Source organism: Pseudonocardia sp. T1-2H, assembly GCF_038039215.1.
Taxonomy (GTDB): domain Bacteria; phylum Actinomycetota; class Actinomycetes; order Mycobacteriales; family Pseudonocardiaceae; genus Pseudonocardia.
This window is the reverse complement of sequence record NZ_JBBPCL010000001.1, coordinates 971,601-986,815: the sequence shown is the minus strand read 5'-3', so window position 1 is coordinate 986,815 and position 15,215 is coordinate 971,601. Positions and strand designations below refer to the sequence as shown.

Sequence of the window (15,215 nt, the reverse complement as noted above, 5' to 3'; positions counted from 1 at the left end):
GCCATTGTCGCGTGCCGCCGTTCTCGTGCCGAACGGCCCCGCCCCACACCCCGGTCCGAGGGACACTCGCGGGGCTCGAGACCCCGACTCGCGCGGCTCCAGACCCCGACTCGCGCGGCCTGAGATCGCGACTCGCGGGGCTCCAGACCCCGACTCGCGGAAGCCCGGCTCCACCCCCGCGAGTCGCGGTCTGAGGCCGGGCGAGTCGCGATCTCAGGCCGGGCGAGTCGCGGTCTGAGGCCGGGCGAGTCGGGGTCTGAGGCCGGGCGAGTCGGGGTCTGAGGCCGGGCGAGTCGGTCAGGTGAGCGAGGGGACGCGTTCCGTGGGGGGCGGGGGGCCGGGCGGGGTGCCGTCGCCGAAGGGGCTGCCGCCGAGCTCCTCGCGGCCGTGCGCGGTGAGCCAGTTGGAGACGTCCGGGCCCACGGGGATGATGCCCGTCGGGTTCACCTCGTGGTGCACGCCGTAGTAGTGCTGCTTGATCTGCTCGAAGTCGATCGTGTCCCCGAAGCCGGGGGTCTGGAACAGGTCCCGGGCGTACGCCCAGAGCACCGGCATCTCGCTCAGCTTCTGCCGGTTGCACTTGAAGTGGCCGTGGTAGGCCGCGTCGAAGCGGACCAGGGTGACCCAGAGCCGGACGTCCGCCTCGGTGATGGCGTCCCCGACCAGGTAGCGCTGCCGCGACAATCGCTCGGACAGCTCGTCGAGCCTGCCGAACAGCGCGGCGTACGCCTTCTCGTAGGAGGCCTGGCCCTTCGCGAACCCGCACTTGTAGACGCCGTTGTTGATGTCGTGGAACACCCCCTCGGAAACCTCCTCGATCTCGTCCCGGTACTTGTCCGGGAAGAGGTCGGGCGCGCCGGCGCGGTGGAACTCCGTCCACTGGGTCGCGAAGTCGAACTCGAGGGCCTTGTAGTCGTTCGTGACGACCTTCCCGCTCGCCACCTCGACGACGGCGGGCACGGTGACGCCCTTGTCGTAGCCGGGCACGGCCGCCTCGTACGCCGACCGCAGGTACTCGATGCCGAGCACGGGGTCCTTGTCGTCCGGGTCCAGGTGGAACCGCCAGCTGCGCTCGTCGTGCAGGGGGCCGGCGATGCCGAGCGAGATCACCGGCTCCAGGCCGAGCAGGCGCCGCCCGATCACGGCACGGTTGGCCCACGGGCAGGCCCGGGCGGCGACGAGCCGGTACCGGTCCGCCTCCACCGGCCACGGCGAGGAGCCGTCGGAGGTGATCCGTTCCTGCACCCCGAGGGGTTCGCGGACGAACTCGTCGGAGCCGGACTGTGCTGCACCGCTCGGGGACGCTCCCATGCGGCAACGCTACGACCTCCCGAGCGTGCCCGCCCGCCCCGCGGCGATCTCGGACGGCCGGGACGAGCGCGCGATCACACCGCCGGGGCGATCTCCCTGTGGTCGAATCGGGTCATGGTGGACTTCTCGCTGGACGACGTCGTCCGGCCCGGTTCCCGGGTCGCCCTCGCGGACGGCTGCGGCACCCCGACGGTCCTGCAGGGTCCGCTGAGCCGCGCTGCGGCCCGGGCCGGGGACGTGCGGCTGGTCCTCGGGTGGATGCCCGCGCCGACCCCGGACCTGGACCCGACGGCCTTCGCGGACGTCCGGGTGCTGATGGGCGGGCCCGGCGTCCGGTCGATGGTCGAGGCGGGGGACGCCCACGTCGTTCCCTGCCGGCTCTCCGCCGTGCCCACGCTGCTGGCCGGGGTGCTGAAGCCGGACCTGCTCGTCGCGACGCTGGTCCGCGGGCCGCGCGGGCTGCACCTCGGTGCCGAGGCCTCGTACATGCGCGGCCTGATCGAGGCCGGGGTGCCGGTGGCGGGCGTCGTGTCCACCGCCACCCCGCTGGCCGACGCCGGGGACCCGCTCCCGGCGGACGCGATCACCGTCCTCGGCGAGACGGACGAGGGCCCGGCCGAGATCCCTACCCCGCCCCCGACTCCCGCGGACGAGGCGATCGCCCGCAACGTCGCGGCGCTGGTCCCCGAGGGGGCGCGTGTGCAGGTCGGCCCCGGCCGGCTCGCGCAGGCGATGGTCGCGGCGCTGGAGGTCCCGGTGCGGATCGACTCCGGGTTGCTGCCCGAACCGGTCGTCGACCTGGACCAGAAGGGCCTGCTGCTCGACGACCCGATGTGCGCGTACCTGATCGGCACCCGCCGGCTCTACGACTGGGCGGACGGCCGGCGGCTCCTGCACCCCATCGAGGTCACCCACGACGTCGGCCGGCTCTCCGCGGCCGGCGAGCCCCCGCTGATCGGCCTGAACGCTGCGCTCGAGATCGACGTCGACGGGCAGGTCAACGTCGAGGGCCTCGGCCGGTCCGCAGCCGGCATGATCGGCGGGCACCCGGACTTCGCCGCCGCGGGCGTCCGCGGCCCGGGCCTGTCGGTGATCGCGCTGGCGTCGGCGCACAAGGACCGGCCCACGCTCGTCGAACGCCTGTCCCGGCCGGTGACGACCGCGTCGCACGACGTCGACGTGGTGGTCACCGAGCGCGGGACGGCGGACCTGCGGGGGCTGGACCGCGCGGAGCGCCGCGCCGCGCTGCTCGATCTGTGGGACGGCCGGGTCGCGGGGTGAGCGCTACCGTCCAGCCATGACCAGCCGGCTCGTCGCCGTCGTCGTGGACTGCACGGACGCCGACGCCCTCGCCCGCTTCTGGGCCGCGGCGCTCGGCCACCACAGCATCCGCGCCTGGGACGACGACCACGGGACCACCTACGCCCAGATCGACGACGCCGTCCCCCTGCTGCTGTTCCAACCGGTGGGCGAGCCGCGCACGGGGAAGAACCGCCTCCACCTCGACGTCGCCCCCCAGCCGGGCGGCACGCAGCGGGGCGAGGTCAGGCGGTTGACGGCCCTCGGCGCCACCGTGCTGGACGAGGCCCCGGGCCTCCCGTGGATCGTGATGGCGGACCCCGAGGGCAACGAGTTCTGCGTGCTGCCGGCCGAGGACTAACCCTTCAGGAACGGCGCCAGCGCCGCGAGGGTCTCCTCTGGGCGCTCGTCGACGAAGAAGTGGCCGGCCTCCGCGATCGCCTCGCCGGTGACGAGCGACGGGTCCGCGGCGCGGGAGCGCCACACGTCGAGCGGGTGGTCCCGGCTGTTCCCGACCACACCCCGGCCGCCCCAGAGGACCAGGCAGGGCGCGGCGATCCGGCGTCCGGTCCGCTCGCTCTCGGCGTCGTGCGCCAGGTCGATCGAGGCCCCCGCGCGGTAGTCCTCGAGCATCGCGTGCCGCGCGTCGGGGTCCGCGAAGACCCGCTCGTACTCGGCGACGGCAGCGGGGTCGTGCGCGTCGAGGCCGCTCCCCCAGCCCCCCAGGAGGCTGTGCAGGTACGCGCCCGGGTCGCCCGCGAGCAGCCGTTCCGGCAGGTCGAAAGGCTGGATGAAGAGGAACCAGTGGTAGTAGGCGGTCGCGAGCCGCCGGTCGACGTGGGAGTACACGTACTCCGTCGGCATGATGTCCAGCAGCGCCAGCCGGGTGACGGCGCCCGGATGGTCGAGGGCGAGGCGGTGCGTCACGCGGGCGCCGCGGTCGTGGCCCACGACCGCGAACTCGTCGAACCCCAGCTCGGCCATCACGGCGACCTGGTCCGCGGCCATCGCCCGGAAGGACGAGTCCGCGTGCCGCTCAGACCCGGGGGTGTCCGGCCCGTCGGCGGAGACACGCCGATCGGAGTCCCCGTACCCGCGCAGATCCGTGGCGACGACGGTGTGCTCCTCGGCCAGGCGCGGGGCCAGCCGATGCCACAGGACGTGGCTCTGCGGAAACCCGTGGAGCAGGAGCAGCGGCGGCCCCGAGCCCCCGCGCACGCCGTGGATGCGGACCGGCGACGTGGCCGTCGGCACCTGCAGGTCGAACGTCTCGAATCCCGGGAACATCGTGCCGACCGTAGTCGGCCGGGCCGGCCTCCGGCACCTGCCCGGTCCCGGCGCTCTCGAAGACCCAGGCCTTGAGCACGGCGAACCGGACCAGGCCGCCCAGGGTGCTCGCCAGCGCGACCGCGACGGACTCACCGGGCGCGGTGACGGCAGGGAAGACCTCGTCCACGACGAGCAGGACCGCCGAGCTGTAGAACGCGTAGAAGACGACGGTGCCGGCGTCCTGGACGTAGACGCGCCACCGGCGCGCCTGCGCGCCGTCGAAGGTGAAGCGGCGGTTGACCTCGGTGCTGACGCCGGTGCTGACCAGCAGGGCGACCAGGTTCGCGGCCAGGGGCTCCAACGTGACCCGCAGGGCGAGGTAGACGCCGGCGTTGACCGCGGTGCCGAGGCCACCGACGAGGGCGTAGCGGGCGAGCTGCCGGAGCATCGGGAACCGCTCGTCCAGCCGGGTCCGCGCGACCGCGAGCCGATCACCGGCCGACCGGGCGAGGTTCGCGAGCACTGACGGGAGACCGAGATGCGCCACCGATGCCCGGCCGGCCATTCCATCATCTCCTCGACCCGTTTCCGCTGTGTACGACAGTTATCGCATCCGCGGATGGGTGCGCGCTCGCTCTCTCCTGTGAATACCCCAAGAAGATCGAGACATTCCCCGCTCACGGGCCCCTGTGACGGAGGCCTCCCCGTAACCCGATCGTGGCGGGCGCGTTGAGGAAGCGGAAGCGCAGCAGACACGGGCGGGTGAACTCCACCGCCCGGCATCGGGGGAACGTGACCATGCGTACACGGATACGGACGATCCTGGTCCTCGGCGCGGTCGGGACGGCCGCACTCGCCGGGACGGGTGTCGCGCTGGCGGACACCGCACCGCTCGTCGCCCACGGCAGCTACCACGCCGAGGACGGGACCGGGGAGTACGGCGAGCACCTGGACTCGTCCGCGGTGCTCGTGGACACCCCGGTCGGCACCTGCGTCGACCTCACCTCGCCGGACGGCGACGAGGTGGCGTGGCGGACGTCGGTCAACGAGACGGACCGGGTCGCCCTGCTGTCCGCGCGGACCTGCCGGGAGATCGCCGAGGACCGGGAGACCGGGCCGGGCCCGGCGGACCCTGTCGCCGAGGACCGCCCCGGTGCCGGTGCGGGTCCGGGCGAGACCCTCGCCCCCGGCGAGGTCGTCGGCGCCGGGAAGACCTTCCGCTCGGTGTCGTTCTCGTCGATGCCCTGACCGGGCCCGGACCGTGAAGTGCCTCAGACCGTGAAGAACACGGTCTCGTGCGGCCCCTGCAGGTGGATGTCCAGGCGGTAGACGCCCTCGCCGTCCTTCTGCGCGACCAGGGTGTCCCGGCGCTCCGCCGGGACGCTGTTCAGCACCGGGTCCGCCTCGTTGGCCGGGTCGTCCGCGAAGTAGATCCGGGTGACGACGCGGTCCAGCAGGCCGCGGGCGAACACGGAGACGTCCAGGTGGGGGGCTTCGACGGCGCCGTCCTCCGCGGGGAGCGGGCCGGGACGGACCGTGCGGATCTCCCACCGCCCCTCGGGGTCGGTGTTGCAGCGGCCGAAGCCGAGGAAGCCCGGGACGCTCGGCTCGGCGGCGCCGCGCGGGTCGTCGGGGTGCGCGAAGCGGCCGGCCGGGTCCGCCTGCCAGGTCTCGATCATGCCGTCCGGGATCGGGTTGCCCGCACCGTCGTGGAGGACGCCCGAGATCCGGATGGTGTCCGGCGTGCCGGCTGGGACGACGTCCGCACCCTCGGGCCAGGTCAGGCCCAGCGAAAGGTACGGCCCGACGGTCTGCGACGGCGTCAGCCCGGGTCGGTCAGTCATCGTGCGGCTCCTCGAACACTGTCTGGTTGCGGCCCCGCAGCACGATGTCCCAGCGGTAGGCCAGGGCCCAGTTCGGCTGCGTCGTGTCCATGTCGAAGCGGGAGACCATCCGCTCGCGGGCACCCTCGGGCGCGGAGTTGTAGATCGGGTCGTACGCGAACAGCGGGTCGTCCGGGAAGTACATCTGCGTGACGAGCCGCTGGGTGAAGGCGCGCCCGAACAGCGAGAAGTGGATGTGCGCGGGCCGCCAGGCGTTGGGGTGGTTGCCCCACGGGTAGGCACCCGGCTTGATCGTGGTGAAGGAGTACTCGCCGAGCGAGTTGGTGACCACCCGGCCGCCGCCGGAGAAGTTCGGGTCGATCGGAGCCGGCCAGTTGTCCCCGGCGTGCCGGTAGCGGCCTGCCGCGTTCGCCTGCCAGACCTCGACGAGCGTGTCCGGCACCGGGCGCCCGTCGGAGTCCAGGACGCGGCCGGAGACGGTGATCCGCTGGCCCTGGGGCTCGCCGTGGTGCTGGCGGGTGAGGTCGTGGTCGTTCGGGCCGATCTCGCCGACGAGCAGTGGCCCGGTGATCTCGGTGAACCGCTGCGGCAGGATGATCGGCCGCTGCTTCGGCGCGCGCAGGCCGGTGCTCTTGTAACCGGGCGAGTCCAGCGCCGGGTGGGTGTCCTCGGCGTACGGGTAGATCAACGGCATCAGACAGCTCCGTGGGGAAGGCCGACGTAGTTCTCGGCGAGACCGGTCGCGGCGGCCCGCGACGAGACGGTGTAGCGCAGCTGCGACAGCTGCAGGGCGCGGCCGAACGCGTCGCCGTTCGCGTGGTCGTCGTCGAAGCGGTGCAGCATCGAGGTCATCCACCAGGAGAAGTGCTCGGCGCGCCAGATCCGGCGCAGTGCCCGCTCGGAGTAGGTGTCGACGCCCGTCTCGTCCCTGTGGAGCAGGAGGTCGGCGAGCGAGTCCGCGAGCAGGCGGACGTCGGCGATCGCCAGGTTCATGCCCTTCGCACCGGTGGGCGGGACGATGTGCGCGGCGTCCCCGGCGAGGAAAAGGCGCCCGTGCCGCATCGGCTCGGCGACCATGCTCCGCATCCCCGTGACCGACGGCCGCTCCAGGAACGGGCCCTCGTTCAGGGTGAACCCGTCCGCCTGCAGGCGGGTGCCGAGCTCGTCCCAGATCCGGGCGTCGGACCACTCGGCCGGGTCGGCGTCGGGCCTGACCTGCAGGTAGAGCCGGGTGACCTCGGGGCTGCGCATCGAGTAGAGCGCGAAGCCGTTGTCGTGGTTGGCGTAGACCAGCTCGTCGTGGGTGGGGGCGGCCTTCGCCAGGATCCCGAGCCAGCCGAACGGGTACTCGCGCTCGGCGATCCGGACGTCCGGGACGGCCCGGCGGCTGACGCCGTGGAAGCCGTCGCAGCCGGCCACCACGTCGCACTCGATCCTCCGCCGGGTGCCGTCCGCGGCGGTGTAGCCGATCGACGGTGCGTCCGTGGTGAGGCCGTCCAGGACGACGTCGGAGACCTCGAACTCGATCGGCTCGCCGGCGTCGACCCGGGCCGCGATGAGGTCCTTCACGACCTCCTGCTGCCCGTAGACCGTGATCCCCTTGCCGACGAGGTCGGCGAAGTCGATGCGGTGGTCCCCGCCGTCGAAGCGCAGGGAGATGCCCCCGTGCGGGAGGCCCTCGGCGTCGAGGCGGGCGGCGAGGCCGGCCTCGCGGAGCAGTTCCACGGTGGGGTGCTCGAGCACACCGGCCCGGACGCGCTGCTCGACGTAGGAGCGGCTGCGCGCCTCGAGCACGACCGAGTCGATTCCTCGGCGGGAGAGCAGGTGGGAGAGCAGCAGTCCTGCTGGCCCGGCGCCCACGATCCCCACCTGGGTCCTGGACACGACCTGGGTTCGCATGGCCGCAGCTTCCCGCACCCGCCGATCCCCGTTCGACCGTACTTCCACTGTGCGGAAGACTGGCTGCATGGCAGGCAGGTCGACCGTGACGGCGCGGGTCCTCGACGTGCTCGGCGCGTTCACCGCCGAGACACCCCAGCTCTCGCTCACCGAGATCAGCCGGCGGACGGCCCTCCCGCTGACGACCACGCACCGGCTCGTCGGCGAGCTCGCCGCGTGGGGCGCGCTGGAACGGGCGGAGGACGGGCAGTACCGCGTCGGCCTGCGACTCTTCGAGGTCGGGGCGCTCGCCCCGCGCGGGCTCGGGCTGCGGGACGCCGCGATGCCCTACCTCGAGGACCTGCACGAGGTGACCCGACAGAACGTGCAGCTCGCCGTGCTCGACGGCGCCGAGGTCGTCTACGTCGAACGGCTCGCCGCTCGCGACGCCGTCTCGATCCTGACGCGCGCCGGGTCCCGGATGCCGCTGCACGCGACCGCGGTCGGGCTGTCCCTGCTGGCCTTCGCCGATCCGGAGCTGCAGGAGCGGGTGCTCACGGCCCCGCTGCGCCGGTTCACCCCGAAGACGCTGTGCGACCCCGAGAAGGTGCGCCGGATGCTCGCCGAGGTGCGCCGCACCGGGGTGGCGATCAGCGACCGGCAGGTCGAGATGGTGTCGCAGTCCATCGGGGCGCCGGTGCGCGGGCCGTCCGGCGAGGTCGTGGCGGCGCTGTCCATCGTGGTGCCGGCGGAGGGGAACCCGCACGCCTACGTCCCCGCGGTCCGGGCGGCCGCGCGGGGCATCGGCCGGGCGCTTGCCAGGAGTAGCTGAGCCCGCAAGTATTCGACCATGGACGTCGTCGAGTACCGGCCCGAACGCGACCAGTACGTCTGGACCTTCGGCGGCGTCGCCCCGTCGCACCGGATCTCCCCCGGCACGCTCCTGCGGCTGTGGACCGAGGACGCGTTCTCCGGCCGGCTGACCAGAACCACGGACAGCCCGAGCGCGGTCCTGAACATGGCCGAGGTCAACCCGCAGACCGGGCCGTTCTTCGTGGAGGGCGCGGAGCCCGGGGACACTCTGGCCCTGCACATCGTGGACCTGACGCCGGCGCGGGACTGGGGTGCGTCGACGCTGATCCCGTTCTTCGGCGCGCTCTCGGTCACCGACCGCACCGCGCTGCTGCACGACCCCCTGCCCGAACGCACCTGGATCTACCAGCTCGACCGGGCGAAGGAGACCGTCCTGTTCGAGGCGCAGAGCGCGGACCTGCGCCTGGAGCTGCCGATGAACCCGATGCTCGGCACGGTCGGCGTGGCCCCCGCGGGCCGCGAGGTGCGGTCGAGCCTCGTCCCGGACGTGTTCGGCGGGAACATGGACACCCCCGAGATGAAGCCCGGCGTCACCTGCTACCTGGGCGTCAACGTCGAGGGCGCGATGTTCTCGGTGGGCGACGGGCACTACCGGCAGGGCGAGGGCGAGAGCTGCGGGACGGCCGTCGAGGGCGCGATGGACGTGACGATCCTGGTCGAGCTGATCAAGGGCACGCCGACGACCTGGCCGCGGATCGAGAGCGACTCGCACTACGTCGTGGTCGGCTCCTCGCGGCCCCTGGAGGACGCCTGGCGGGCCAGCCAGATCGGCATGATCGGCTGGCTCGGCGAGCTCTACGGCCTGGACCGGCTGGACTCCTACCAGCTGCTGACGCAGATCAGCGAGTCCCCGCTCGCGAACGTCGTGGACACCAACTACAGCGCGGTCACCAAGATCGCGAAGAAACTGCTCCCCACCGGGTCCGCGTACGGCGGGATGCACTCCCACCTGCGCGAGCAGGCCCGCTCACTGTAAGGAGAACCCGCATGGACCTGCAGCTGAAGGGCCGTAAGGCGCTCGTCACCGGAGGCACGAAGGGCATCGGCGGCGCCGTCGTCGACCTGCTCGCGGCCGAGGGGGCGCGGGTCGCGTTCTGCGCCCGCTCCGAGGACGAGGTGCTCGCCCGCGTCGACGCGCTCGCCGCGACGGGGGCCGAGGTCGCGGGCCGCGCCCTGGACGTCGCGGACGCCGGCGCGCTCGCCGCCTGGGTGGTCGACGAGGCGACGGAGGCCGGCGGGATCGACATCCTGGTGGCCAACGTCAGCGCGCTCGCGATCGGGCCGGGCGAGGAGAACTGGCGGACCGCCTTCGAGGTCGACCTCATGCACACCGTGCGGATGGTCGAGGCCGCGATGCCCTACCTGGAGGAGAGCGACGCCGCGTCGGTGGTCGCGGTGTCCAGCGTGTCCGGGCGCGAGGTGGACTTCGCGACGGGCTCCTACGGCGTCATGAAGGCGGCGCTCGCGCACTACATGGCCGGTCTCGCGTTCGACCTGGCCGCCAAGGGAATCCGCGCCAACACCGTCTCCCCCGGCAACACCTACTTCGAGGGCGGGGTCTGGCACGGCATGGAGCAGAACAACAAGGAGTTCTTCGACTCCGCGCTGGCGCTCAACCCGACCGGTCGGATGGGGACGCCCGAGGAGGCCGCGTACGCCGTCGTCATGCTGGCCAGCCCGCTGGCCAGCCGGATCAGCGGGACCAACCTGGTCGCCGACGGTGCCCTGACCCGGGGCGTGCAACTGTAGGGACGTGCGCGACTTCCGGATCGAGACCCCGCAAGCCGACCTCGACGACCTGCGCGAGCGGCTCCTCCGTACCCGGTGGCCGGATCCGTCCACCGTGGAGGGCTGGACCCAGGGCGTCCCCCTGGACTACGTCCAGGACCTGTGCGACTACTGGGCGAACGGCTACGACTGGCGACGGGTCGAGGCCCAGCTCAACGCCTACCCGCAGTTCGTCACCGGCCTCGACGGCGGCGGCGACGACTCCGTCGACGTCCACTTCCTGCACGTCCGCTCGCCCCACGAGGATGCGCTGCCGCTGATCCTCACGCACGGCTGGCCGGGCTCGGTCGTCGAGTTCCTGGACGTGATCGACGAGCTGACGAAGCCCTCGGACGGCGCGGACGCGTTCCACCTCGTCATCCCGTCGCTGCCCGGGTACGGCTACAGCGGCAAGCCGACGACGGCGGGCTGGGGCGTCGAGCGGATCGCGACCGCGTGGGCGCAGCTCATGGACCGCCTCGGCTACGAGCGCTACGGCGCGGCGGGCGGCGACTGGGGATCGATGATCACCGCGGCCCTGGGCACCGGGATGCCGGAGGCCGTGGCCGGGATCCACCTGACGATGCCGCTGGCCGAGGCCCCGCCCGAGGACGAGCGGCAGGCGCTGACGAAGACCGAGAAGCAGGCGCGGCAGGACGCCGAGAAGTTCCGGCGCTTCGGCGCCGGCTACTCGGCCGAGCAGTCGACGCGCCCGCAGACCCTCGGGTACGGGCTCACGGACTCCCCCGCCGGGCAGTGCGCGTGGATCATCGAGAAATTCTGGGACTGGACGGACTCGGCCGGCCCGCCGGAGAACGTGATCAGCCGGGACCGGCTGCTGGACAACGTGACGCTCTACTGGCTGACGGCGAGCGCCACGTCGTCGGCACGGCTGTACTGGGAGAGCTACGGCAAGACCCGCTACGACACCGTCGAGGTCCCGACCGGCGCGGCGATCTTCCCGCGGGAGATGAACCGGATGCCGCGGAGCTGGCTGGAGCGCCGGTTCGTCGACCTCCGGCGGCTGACCTACCCGAGCTCGGGCGGGCACTTCGCGTCGATGGAGCAGCCGGAGACGTTCGTCGACGAGCTGCGCACGTTCTTCCGAATGGTGCGCTGAGCAGCCGCACCCGGACGTGACGAGGGGCCGCACGGACTTCCGTGCGGCCCCTCGTCGTCACGTCGGTGCCGAGCTGCCAGAACGATCACCCACGCGCCCCACCTGCCGCACCAGAGTGGCATCGGATCGGCAGTTGCGTCAATATCTCACTTGCAAGTCATATGCACTACGCAGAGGAGCGCTCCGAGAATGGCCACGTACGCCCTGCCCGACCTGCCCTACGACTACAGCGCACTCGACCCGCACATCGCCGGCGAGATCATGGAGCTGCACCACTCCAAGCACCACAACACCTACGTCACCGCGCTCAACGGGGTGCTGGAGAAGCTGGCCGCCGCCCGCGAGAGCGGTGACTTCGACGCGGTCGTCGGGCTCGAGAAGACCCTCGCCTTCAACCTCGGCGGGCACGTCAACCACTCGATCTTCTGGCAGAACCTGTCCCCGGACGGCGGCGACAAGCCCACCGGCGAGCTGGCCGCGGCGATCGACGACGCCTTCGGCTCGTTCGACGCGTTCCGGGCGCACTTCACCGCCGTCGCCACGACCATCCAGGGCTCCGGCTGGGCGATCCTCGCCTGGGACGCCCTCGGCGGCCGGCTGCTGATCCACCAGCTCTACGACCAGCAGGCCAACCTGCCGGCCGGGCAGATCCCGCTGGTCATGCTGGACATGTGGGAGCACGCCTTCTACCTGCAGTACAAGAACGTGAAGCCGGACTACGTGAAGGCCTGGTGGAACGTCGTGAACTGGGCCGACGCCCAGGCCCGCTTCGACGCCGCCCGCACCACCACGGGCCTGATCACCCCCGCCTGACCCCGCTCCCCGCGAGTCGGCACTTCAGAGTCGACACTCGGGCAACCGGAAGTGCCGGCTCGCGGAGGTCAGCGGGTGGGGAGTGCCCCGGAGACGCGGAGCAGCAGGTGCATGGCGAGGTCGACGGAGCGCTCCCGGATGTCGTTGCGGCCGCCCGGCAGGACCGGGTCCCGGGCGAGGACCTGGCCGTCGTCCGTCGTGACGCAGAAGCACACGTAGCCGACGGGCTTGGCCTCCGTCCCGCCGCCGGGCCCGGCGACGCCGGTGATCCCGACCCCGATCGACGCGCCGAGCTTCGCCCGCGCGCCGTCGGCCAGGGCCCGCGCGACCTCCGGTGACACCGCGCCGTGCTCCTCGATCATCTCCGCCGGGACGTCGAGCAGGGCCGTCTTGGCCTCGTTGGAGTAGGCGACGACCCCGCCGAGGACGTACGACGACGAGCCCGCCCGGTCGACGAGCCGGGCCGCGAGCATGCCGCCGGTGCAGGACTCCCCCGTCGCCACGGTCAGCCCGGAGGCCTCCAGCGCGCGCCCGAGCAGCTCGTCGGTGGTGGTCCCGTCCGCGCTGATCAGGTTCTTCGCGTGCCGGGCGACGATCGCGTCCGCGAGCGCGGTCGCGTCCGCCTCGCCGCCGGGGAACGGGTGCAGGTCCACCTCGAGCTCCGAGCGGCGCAGGCACGTCGTGACCTCGACGTCCGGGTAGGCCGGAAGAACCCGCAGCGTCTCCGCGATCTGGGACTCGGGCAGCCCCTGGAACCGCAGCAGCACCGGTTCGGCGTGCGGCACGGTCGCGAGCAGCTCCGCCATCGGCGCGGCGGCCAGCGCGCTCGGCCACATCCCCTGCAGCTCGCGCGGCGGCCCGGGCAGGACCAGCACGAGCGGACCGCCGTCGCGAGGCACCACCAGCCCGGGCGCCGTGCCGACGGGCTCCAGGGCCGTCGCGCCGCGGGGCACCATGGCCTGCTTGGCGGTCGCGGCGTCCAGCGCCGGTCCGCCGAACCCGGTCCGGGCCGCCCAGCGCTCGACGCGGCGGGCGATCAGCTCCCGCATCGTCTCGTCCGGATGGAGTTCGAGGCCCGCGAAGGCGGCGACGACCTCCGCCGTCAGGTCGTCCGCGGTGGGGCCGAGTCCCCCGCTGGTGACGACGAGCTCCGCGCCGGAGTCCGCGACGAACCGCAGGGCCTGCGCGAGGTCCTCCGGGCGGTCCCCGACGAGCAGCACGTGGGAGACCTCGAACCCGAGATTCCCCAGCTCGGTCGCCACGAACGGGCCGTTCGCATCCCGCACGGCGCCGGTGAGCAGTTCGCTCCCGGTGACGACGATGCCGGCGCGCGGCCGCTTCCCGGAGCCCGTTCGACCATGGTCGAGACCGTACCGCCGCGGACGGCCGCCGTGCGTCCGCGAGGCAGGGCACGGAGCGTGACGCTATGCTCATCTCCGCTCGTCCGGACACACCGGAAACAGCGCTCTGACCTGGATCTTCAGCGTTTCTCAGTGTCGTCACAGCGGGCATGCGGAGACTTGGTCAGGACAAGCGCGAACGGTCGCTCTTCCCCAGAGGGCGGCACCGCCGCGGCAGGCGGACCCGATCGACCCCCACGGGCCCGCCGCCGCGACAGAGGGAAGGACGCTCCACTGATGCCGGACGAGACGCTGCGCGAGCCCACCTGGGTCGGCCGGGTCGAACGGACCGACGCGACGGAGATCGCCGTCGACGCCCGGTTCGGCGCCGCCCGCCTGCTGGTGACCATGCCCGACGGTGCCCCGCTGGGCCAGGTCACCGTCCCGCTGCGGGCCGGCCGCGCCGGTGCCGCAGATGTGCGCGCCGCGATCGACGCCCGCTTCGGCAGCGCGGCCGCGCCGGCCGCGCCGTCGTCCGTCGAGCCGATCACCGTCGTCGTCGCGACCCGGGGACGGCCGGACAGCATCGGCCGCTGCGTGCGCAGCATCCTGGGCTCGGACCACCCGGCCGTCACCGTGCTCGTCGTGGACAACGACCCGGAGGACGAGCTCACCCGGCACGCCGTCGAGGCGATCGCGGACGAGCGCGTCCGGTACGTGCGGGAGGCGCGCCGGGGCGCGTCGGCCGGGCGCAACCGGGGTCTCGCCGAGGCCCGCACCCGGCTCGTCGCGTTCACCGACGACGACACCGAGGTCGACTCCTCCTGGGCCCGCCGGATGGCCGGTGCGTTCGCTGCGAACCCCGACCTGGTCTGCGTCAGCGGGCCCGTGCTGGCGGCGAGCCTCGGCTCGGACGAGGAGCGCGCGGCGGACGCGGCCCTGGGCTGGAACAAGGGCTTCGTCTCCCGGACGTTCTCCCTGGCGGACCCGCCCCCGGACTCCGCGATCTTCCCCTTCTCCCCCGGCCTGTTCGGGATCGGCGCCAACCTCGCGGTGCGGGCGGACGTCGCCCGCGTCTCCGGCGGCTTCGACGAGGCCCTCGGCCCGGGCTCGGCCACCCGCTCCGGCGAGGACTGCGAGTTCCTCGTCCGGCTGGTGCTCGCCGGGCACGTGCTCGGCTACGAGCCCAGCGCGTACGTCTGGCACCACCACCGCCCGGACAGCGCCGCGCTGCGCGAGCAGGTCGAGGGCTACGCCATCGGGCTCGCCGGCTTCCTGACCAAGGTCGCACTGTCCCCGCGGGGCCGCGCGGCCGCGATCCGGCGGATCCCGGCCGCCGTCCGCCAGCTCGGCAGGATCGCGGACCGCGAGGCCGGCGCCGGCGACGCCATGCCGAGCGGCGCGGGCCGCACGCGCCTGCGCGGCATGCTCGCCGGCCCGTACGTCTACCTGAGGGCCCGCCGCAAGGCGCGCCGCGCCGGTGGCCGGGTCCCCCCGCTCGTCGCGGCGCAGGACCAGGGCGGCAGCGACCAGGACGGCCCGCGGGGCGGGCAGGCTCGCCCCGCGATCGCGCTGCGCTAGTTCCTCGCCCCACGCGGAAGGCCACCGCCCCTCGGGACGGTGACCTTCCGCGTGTCTCGCTCGGCCGTCATCGTGGCTCGGCGTCCTGGTCCGGTTCGTCCTGGTCCTGGTCTCGTGGCT

General features: G+C 73.1%; 15 protein-coding genes and 1 pseudogene. 9 read left to right on the top strand and 7 right to left on the bottom strand.

The window, feature by feature from the left end:
- Positions 1-297: 297 nt before the first annotated feature.
- Complete coding sequence (locus WBK50_RS05035) at positions 298-1,311, bottom strand: glutathione S-transferase family protein (protein WP_341334462.1); 1,014 nt, start codon at positions 1,309-1,311, stop codon at positions 298-300.
- 114 nt (positions 1,312-1,425) lie between these two features.
- Between WBK50_RS05035 and WBK50_RS05030 the strand changes: the two genes are divergently transcribed.
- Entirely contained in the window at positions 1,426-2,592 is a 1,167-nt protein-coding gene (locus tag WBK50_RS05030) for an acetyl-CoA hydrolase/transferase C-terminal domain-containing protein (RefSeq protein WP_341334461.1), read from the top strand.
- 16 nt (positions 2,593-2,608) lie between these two features.
- Positions 2,609-2,971 carry a VOC family protein gene (locus WBK50_RS05025; RefSeq protein WP_341334460.1) on the top strand — a complete coding sequence of 121 codons (363 nt, stop codon included), beginning with the start codon at positions 2,609-2,611 and terminating at the stop codon, positions 2,969-2,971.
- Here WBK50_RS05025 and WBK50_RS05020 read toward each other — a convergent pair.
- Positions 2,968-3,897, bottom strand: a complete 930-nt coding sequence (locus WBK50_RS05020) for an alpha/beta fold hydrolase (protein ID WP_341334459.1) — start codon at positions 3,895-3,897, stop codon at positions 2,968-2,970. The genes WBK50_RS05025 and WBK50_RS05020 overlap by 4 nt on opposite strands.
- A 118-nt stretch (positions 3,898-4,015) precedes the next feature.
- A pseudogene (locus WBK50_RS34940) lies at positions 4,016-4,327 on the bottom strand (GtrA family protein); the annotation flags it as partial.
- 350 nt (positions 4,328-4,677) lie between these two features.
- Between WBK50_RS34940 and WBK50_RS05010 the strand changes: the two are divergent.
- Positions 4,678-5,127 carry a hypothetical protein gene (locus WBK50_RS05010; protein WP_341334457.1) on the top strand — a complete coding sequence of 150 codons (450 nt, stop codon included), beginning with the start codon at positions 4,678-4,680 and terminating at the stop codon, positions 5,125-5,127.
- 23 nt (positions 5,128-5,150) lie between these two features.
- On the opposite strand, the gene pcaG is transcribed toward WBK50_RS05010, so the two are convergent.
- Genes pcaG through WBK50_RS04995 form a run of 3 tightly spaced genes read right to left on the bottom strand, consistent with a single transcriptional unit; the run spans position 5,151 to position 7,622 of the window.
- Complete coding sequence (pcaG, locus tag WBK50_RS05005) at positions 5,151-5,723, bottom strand: protocatechuate 3,4-dioxygenase subunit alpha (RefSeq protein WP_341334456.1); 573 nt, start codon at positions 5,721-5,723, stop codon at positions 5,151-5,153.
- On the bottom strand, positions 5,716-6,417 hold the full coding sequence (pcaH, locus tag WBK50_RS05000) for a protocatechuate 3,4-dioxygenase subunit beta (RefSeq protein ID WP_341334455.1): 702 nt from the start codon (positions 6,415-6,417) through the stop codon (positions 5,716-5,718). The genes pcaG and pcaH overlap by 8 nt, the downstream gene beginning before the upstream one ends.
- Positions 6,417-7,622, bottom strand: a complete 1,206-nt coding sequence (locus WBK50_RS04995; RefSeq protein WP_341334454.1) for a 4-hydroxybenzoate 3-monooxygenase — start codon at positions 7,620-7,622, stop codon at positions 6,417-6,419. The genes pcaH and WBK50_RS04995 overlap by 1 nt, the downstream gene beginning before the upstream one ends.
- A 67-nt stretch (positions 7,623-7,689) precedes the next feature.
- Here WBK50_RS04995 and WBK50_RS04990 point away from each other — a divergent pair, with 67 nt between their 5' ends.
- From WBK50_RS04990 to WBK50_RS04970, 5 genes are all read left to right on the top strand, one after another.
- Positions 7,690-8,433, top strand: coding sequence for an IclR family transcriptional regulator (locus WBK50_RS04990; RefSeq protein WP_341334453.1), 744 nt, complete (start codon positions 7,690-7,692; stop codon positions 8,431-8,433).
- Positions 8,434-8,451: 18 nt separating this feature from the next.
- Positions 8,452-9,450 carry an acetamidase/formamidase family protein gene (locus WBK50_RS04985; RefSeq protein ID WP_341334452.1) on the top strand — a complete coding sequence of 333 codons (999 nt, stop codon included), beginning with the start codon at positions 8,452-8,454 and terminating at the stop codon, positions 9,448-9,450.
- Positions 9,451-9,461: 11 nt separating this feature from the next.
- Complete coding sequence (locus WBK50_RS04980) at positions 9,462-10,223, top strand: SDR family NAD(P)-dependent oxidoreductase (protein WP_341334451.1); 762 nt, start codon at positions 9,462-9,464, stop codon at positions 10,221-10,223.
- A 4-nt stretch (positions 10,224-10,227) separates the two neighbouring features.
- Positions 10,228-11,361, top strand: coding sequence for an epoxide hydrolase (locus WBK50_RS04975; protein WP_341334450.1), 1,134 nt, complete (start codon positions 10,228-10,230; stop codon positions 11,359-11,361).
- 189 nt (positions 11,362-11,550) lie between these two features.
- Positions 11,551-12,174, top strand: a complete 624-nt coding sequence (locus tag WBK50_RS04970; RefSeq protein WP_341334449.1) for a superoxide dismutase — start codon at positions 11,551-11,553, stop codon at positions 12,172-12,174.
- Between the two features lie 68 nt (positions 12,175-12,242).
- On the opposite strand, the gene WBK50_RS04965 is transcribed toward WBK50_RS04970, so the two are convergent.
- Positions 12,243-13,496, bottom strand: coding sequence for a competence/damage-inducible protein A (locus tag WBK50_RS04965; protein WP_341339298.1), 1,254 nt, complete (start codon positions 13,494-13,496; stop codon positions 12,243-12,245).
- 315 nt (positions 13,497-13,811) lie between these two features.
- On the opposite strand from WBK50_RS04965, the gene WBK50_RS04960 reads away from it, so the two are divergent.
- A complete protein-coding gene (locus tag WBK50_RS04960) occupies positions 13,812-15,095 on the top strand; it encodes a glycosyltransferase family 2 protein (protein ID WP_341334448.1) in 1,284 nt (427 codons plus the stop codon).
- The last annotated feature ends 120 nt before the right edge of the window (positions 15,096-15,215 follow it).

Coding starts and splice junctions, on each gene's coding strand:
- WBK50_RS05025 (WP_341334460.1), top strand. CDS start 2,609: ATGACCAGCCGGCTCGTCGCCGTCGTCGTGGACTGCACGGACGCCGAC.
- WBK50_RS04990 (WP_341334453.1), top strand. CDS start 7,690: ATGGCAGGCAGGTCGACCGTGACGGCGCGGGTCCTCGACGTGCTCGGC.
- WBK50_RS04960 (WP_341334448.1), top strand. CDS start 13,812: ATGCCGGACGAGACGCTGCGCGAGCCCACCTGGGTCGGCCGGGTCGAA.
- pcaH (WP_341334455.1), bottom strand. CDS start 6,417: ATGCCGTTGATCTACCCGTACGCCGAGGACACCCACCCGGCGCTGGAC.
- WBK50_RS05035 (WP_341334462.1), bottom strand. CDS start 1,311: ATGGGAGCGTCCCCGAGCGGTGCAGCACAGTCCGGCTCCGACGAGTTC.
- WBK50_RS05010 (WP_341334457.1), top strand. CDS start 4,678: ATGCGTACACGGATACGGACGATCCTGGTCCTCGGCGCGGTCGGGACG.
- WBK50_RS04995 (WP_341334454.1), bottom strand. CDS start 7,622: ATGCGAACCCAGGTCGTGTCCAGGACCCAGGTGGGGATCGTGGGCGCC.
- WBK50_RS05030 (WP_341334461.1), top strand. CDS start 1,426: ATGGTGGACTTCTCGCTGGACGACGTCGTCCGGCCCGGTTCCCGGGTC.
- WBK50_RS04985 (WP_341334452.1), top strand. CDS start 8,452: ATGGACGTCGTCGAGTACCGGCCCGAACGCGACCAGTACGTCTGGACC.
- pcaG (WP_341334456.1), bottom strand. CDS start 5,723: ATGACTGACCGACCCGGGCTGACGCCGTCGCAGACCGTCGGGCCGTAC.
- WBK50_RS04970 (WP_341334449.1), top strand. CDS start 11,551: ATGGCCACGTACGCCCTGCCCGACCTGCCCTACGACTACAGCGCACTC.
- WBK50_RS04980 (WP_341334451.1), top strand. CDS start 9,462: ATGGACCTGCAGCTGAAGGGCCGTAAGGCGCTCGTCACCGGAGGCACG.
- WBK50_RS05020 (WP_341334459.1), bottom strand. CDS start 3,897: ATGTTCCCGGGATTCGAGACGTTCGACCTGCAGGTGCCGACGGCCACG.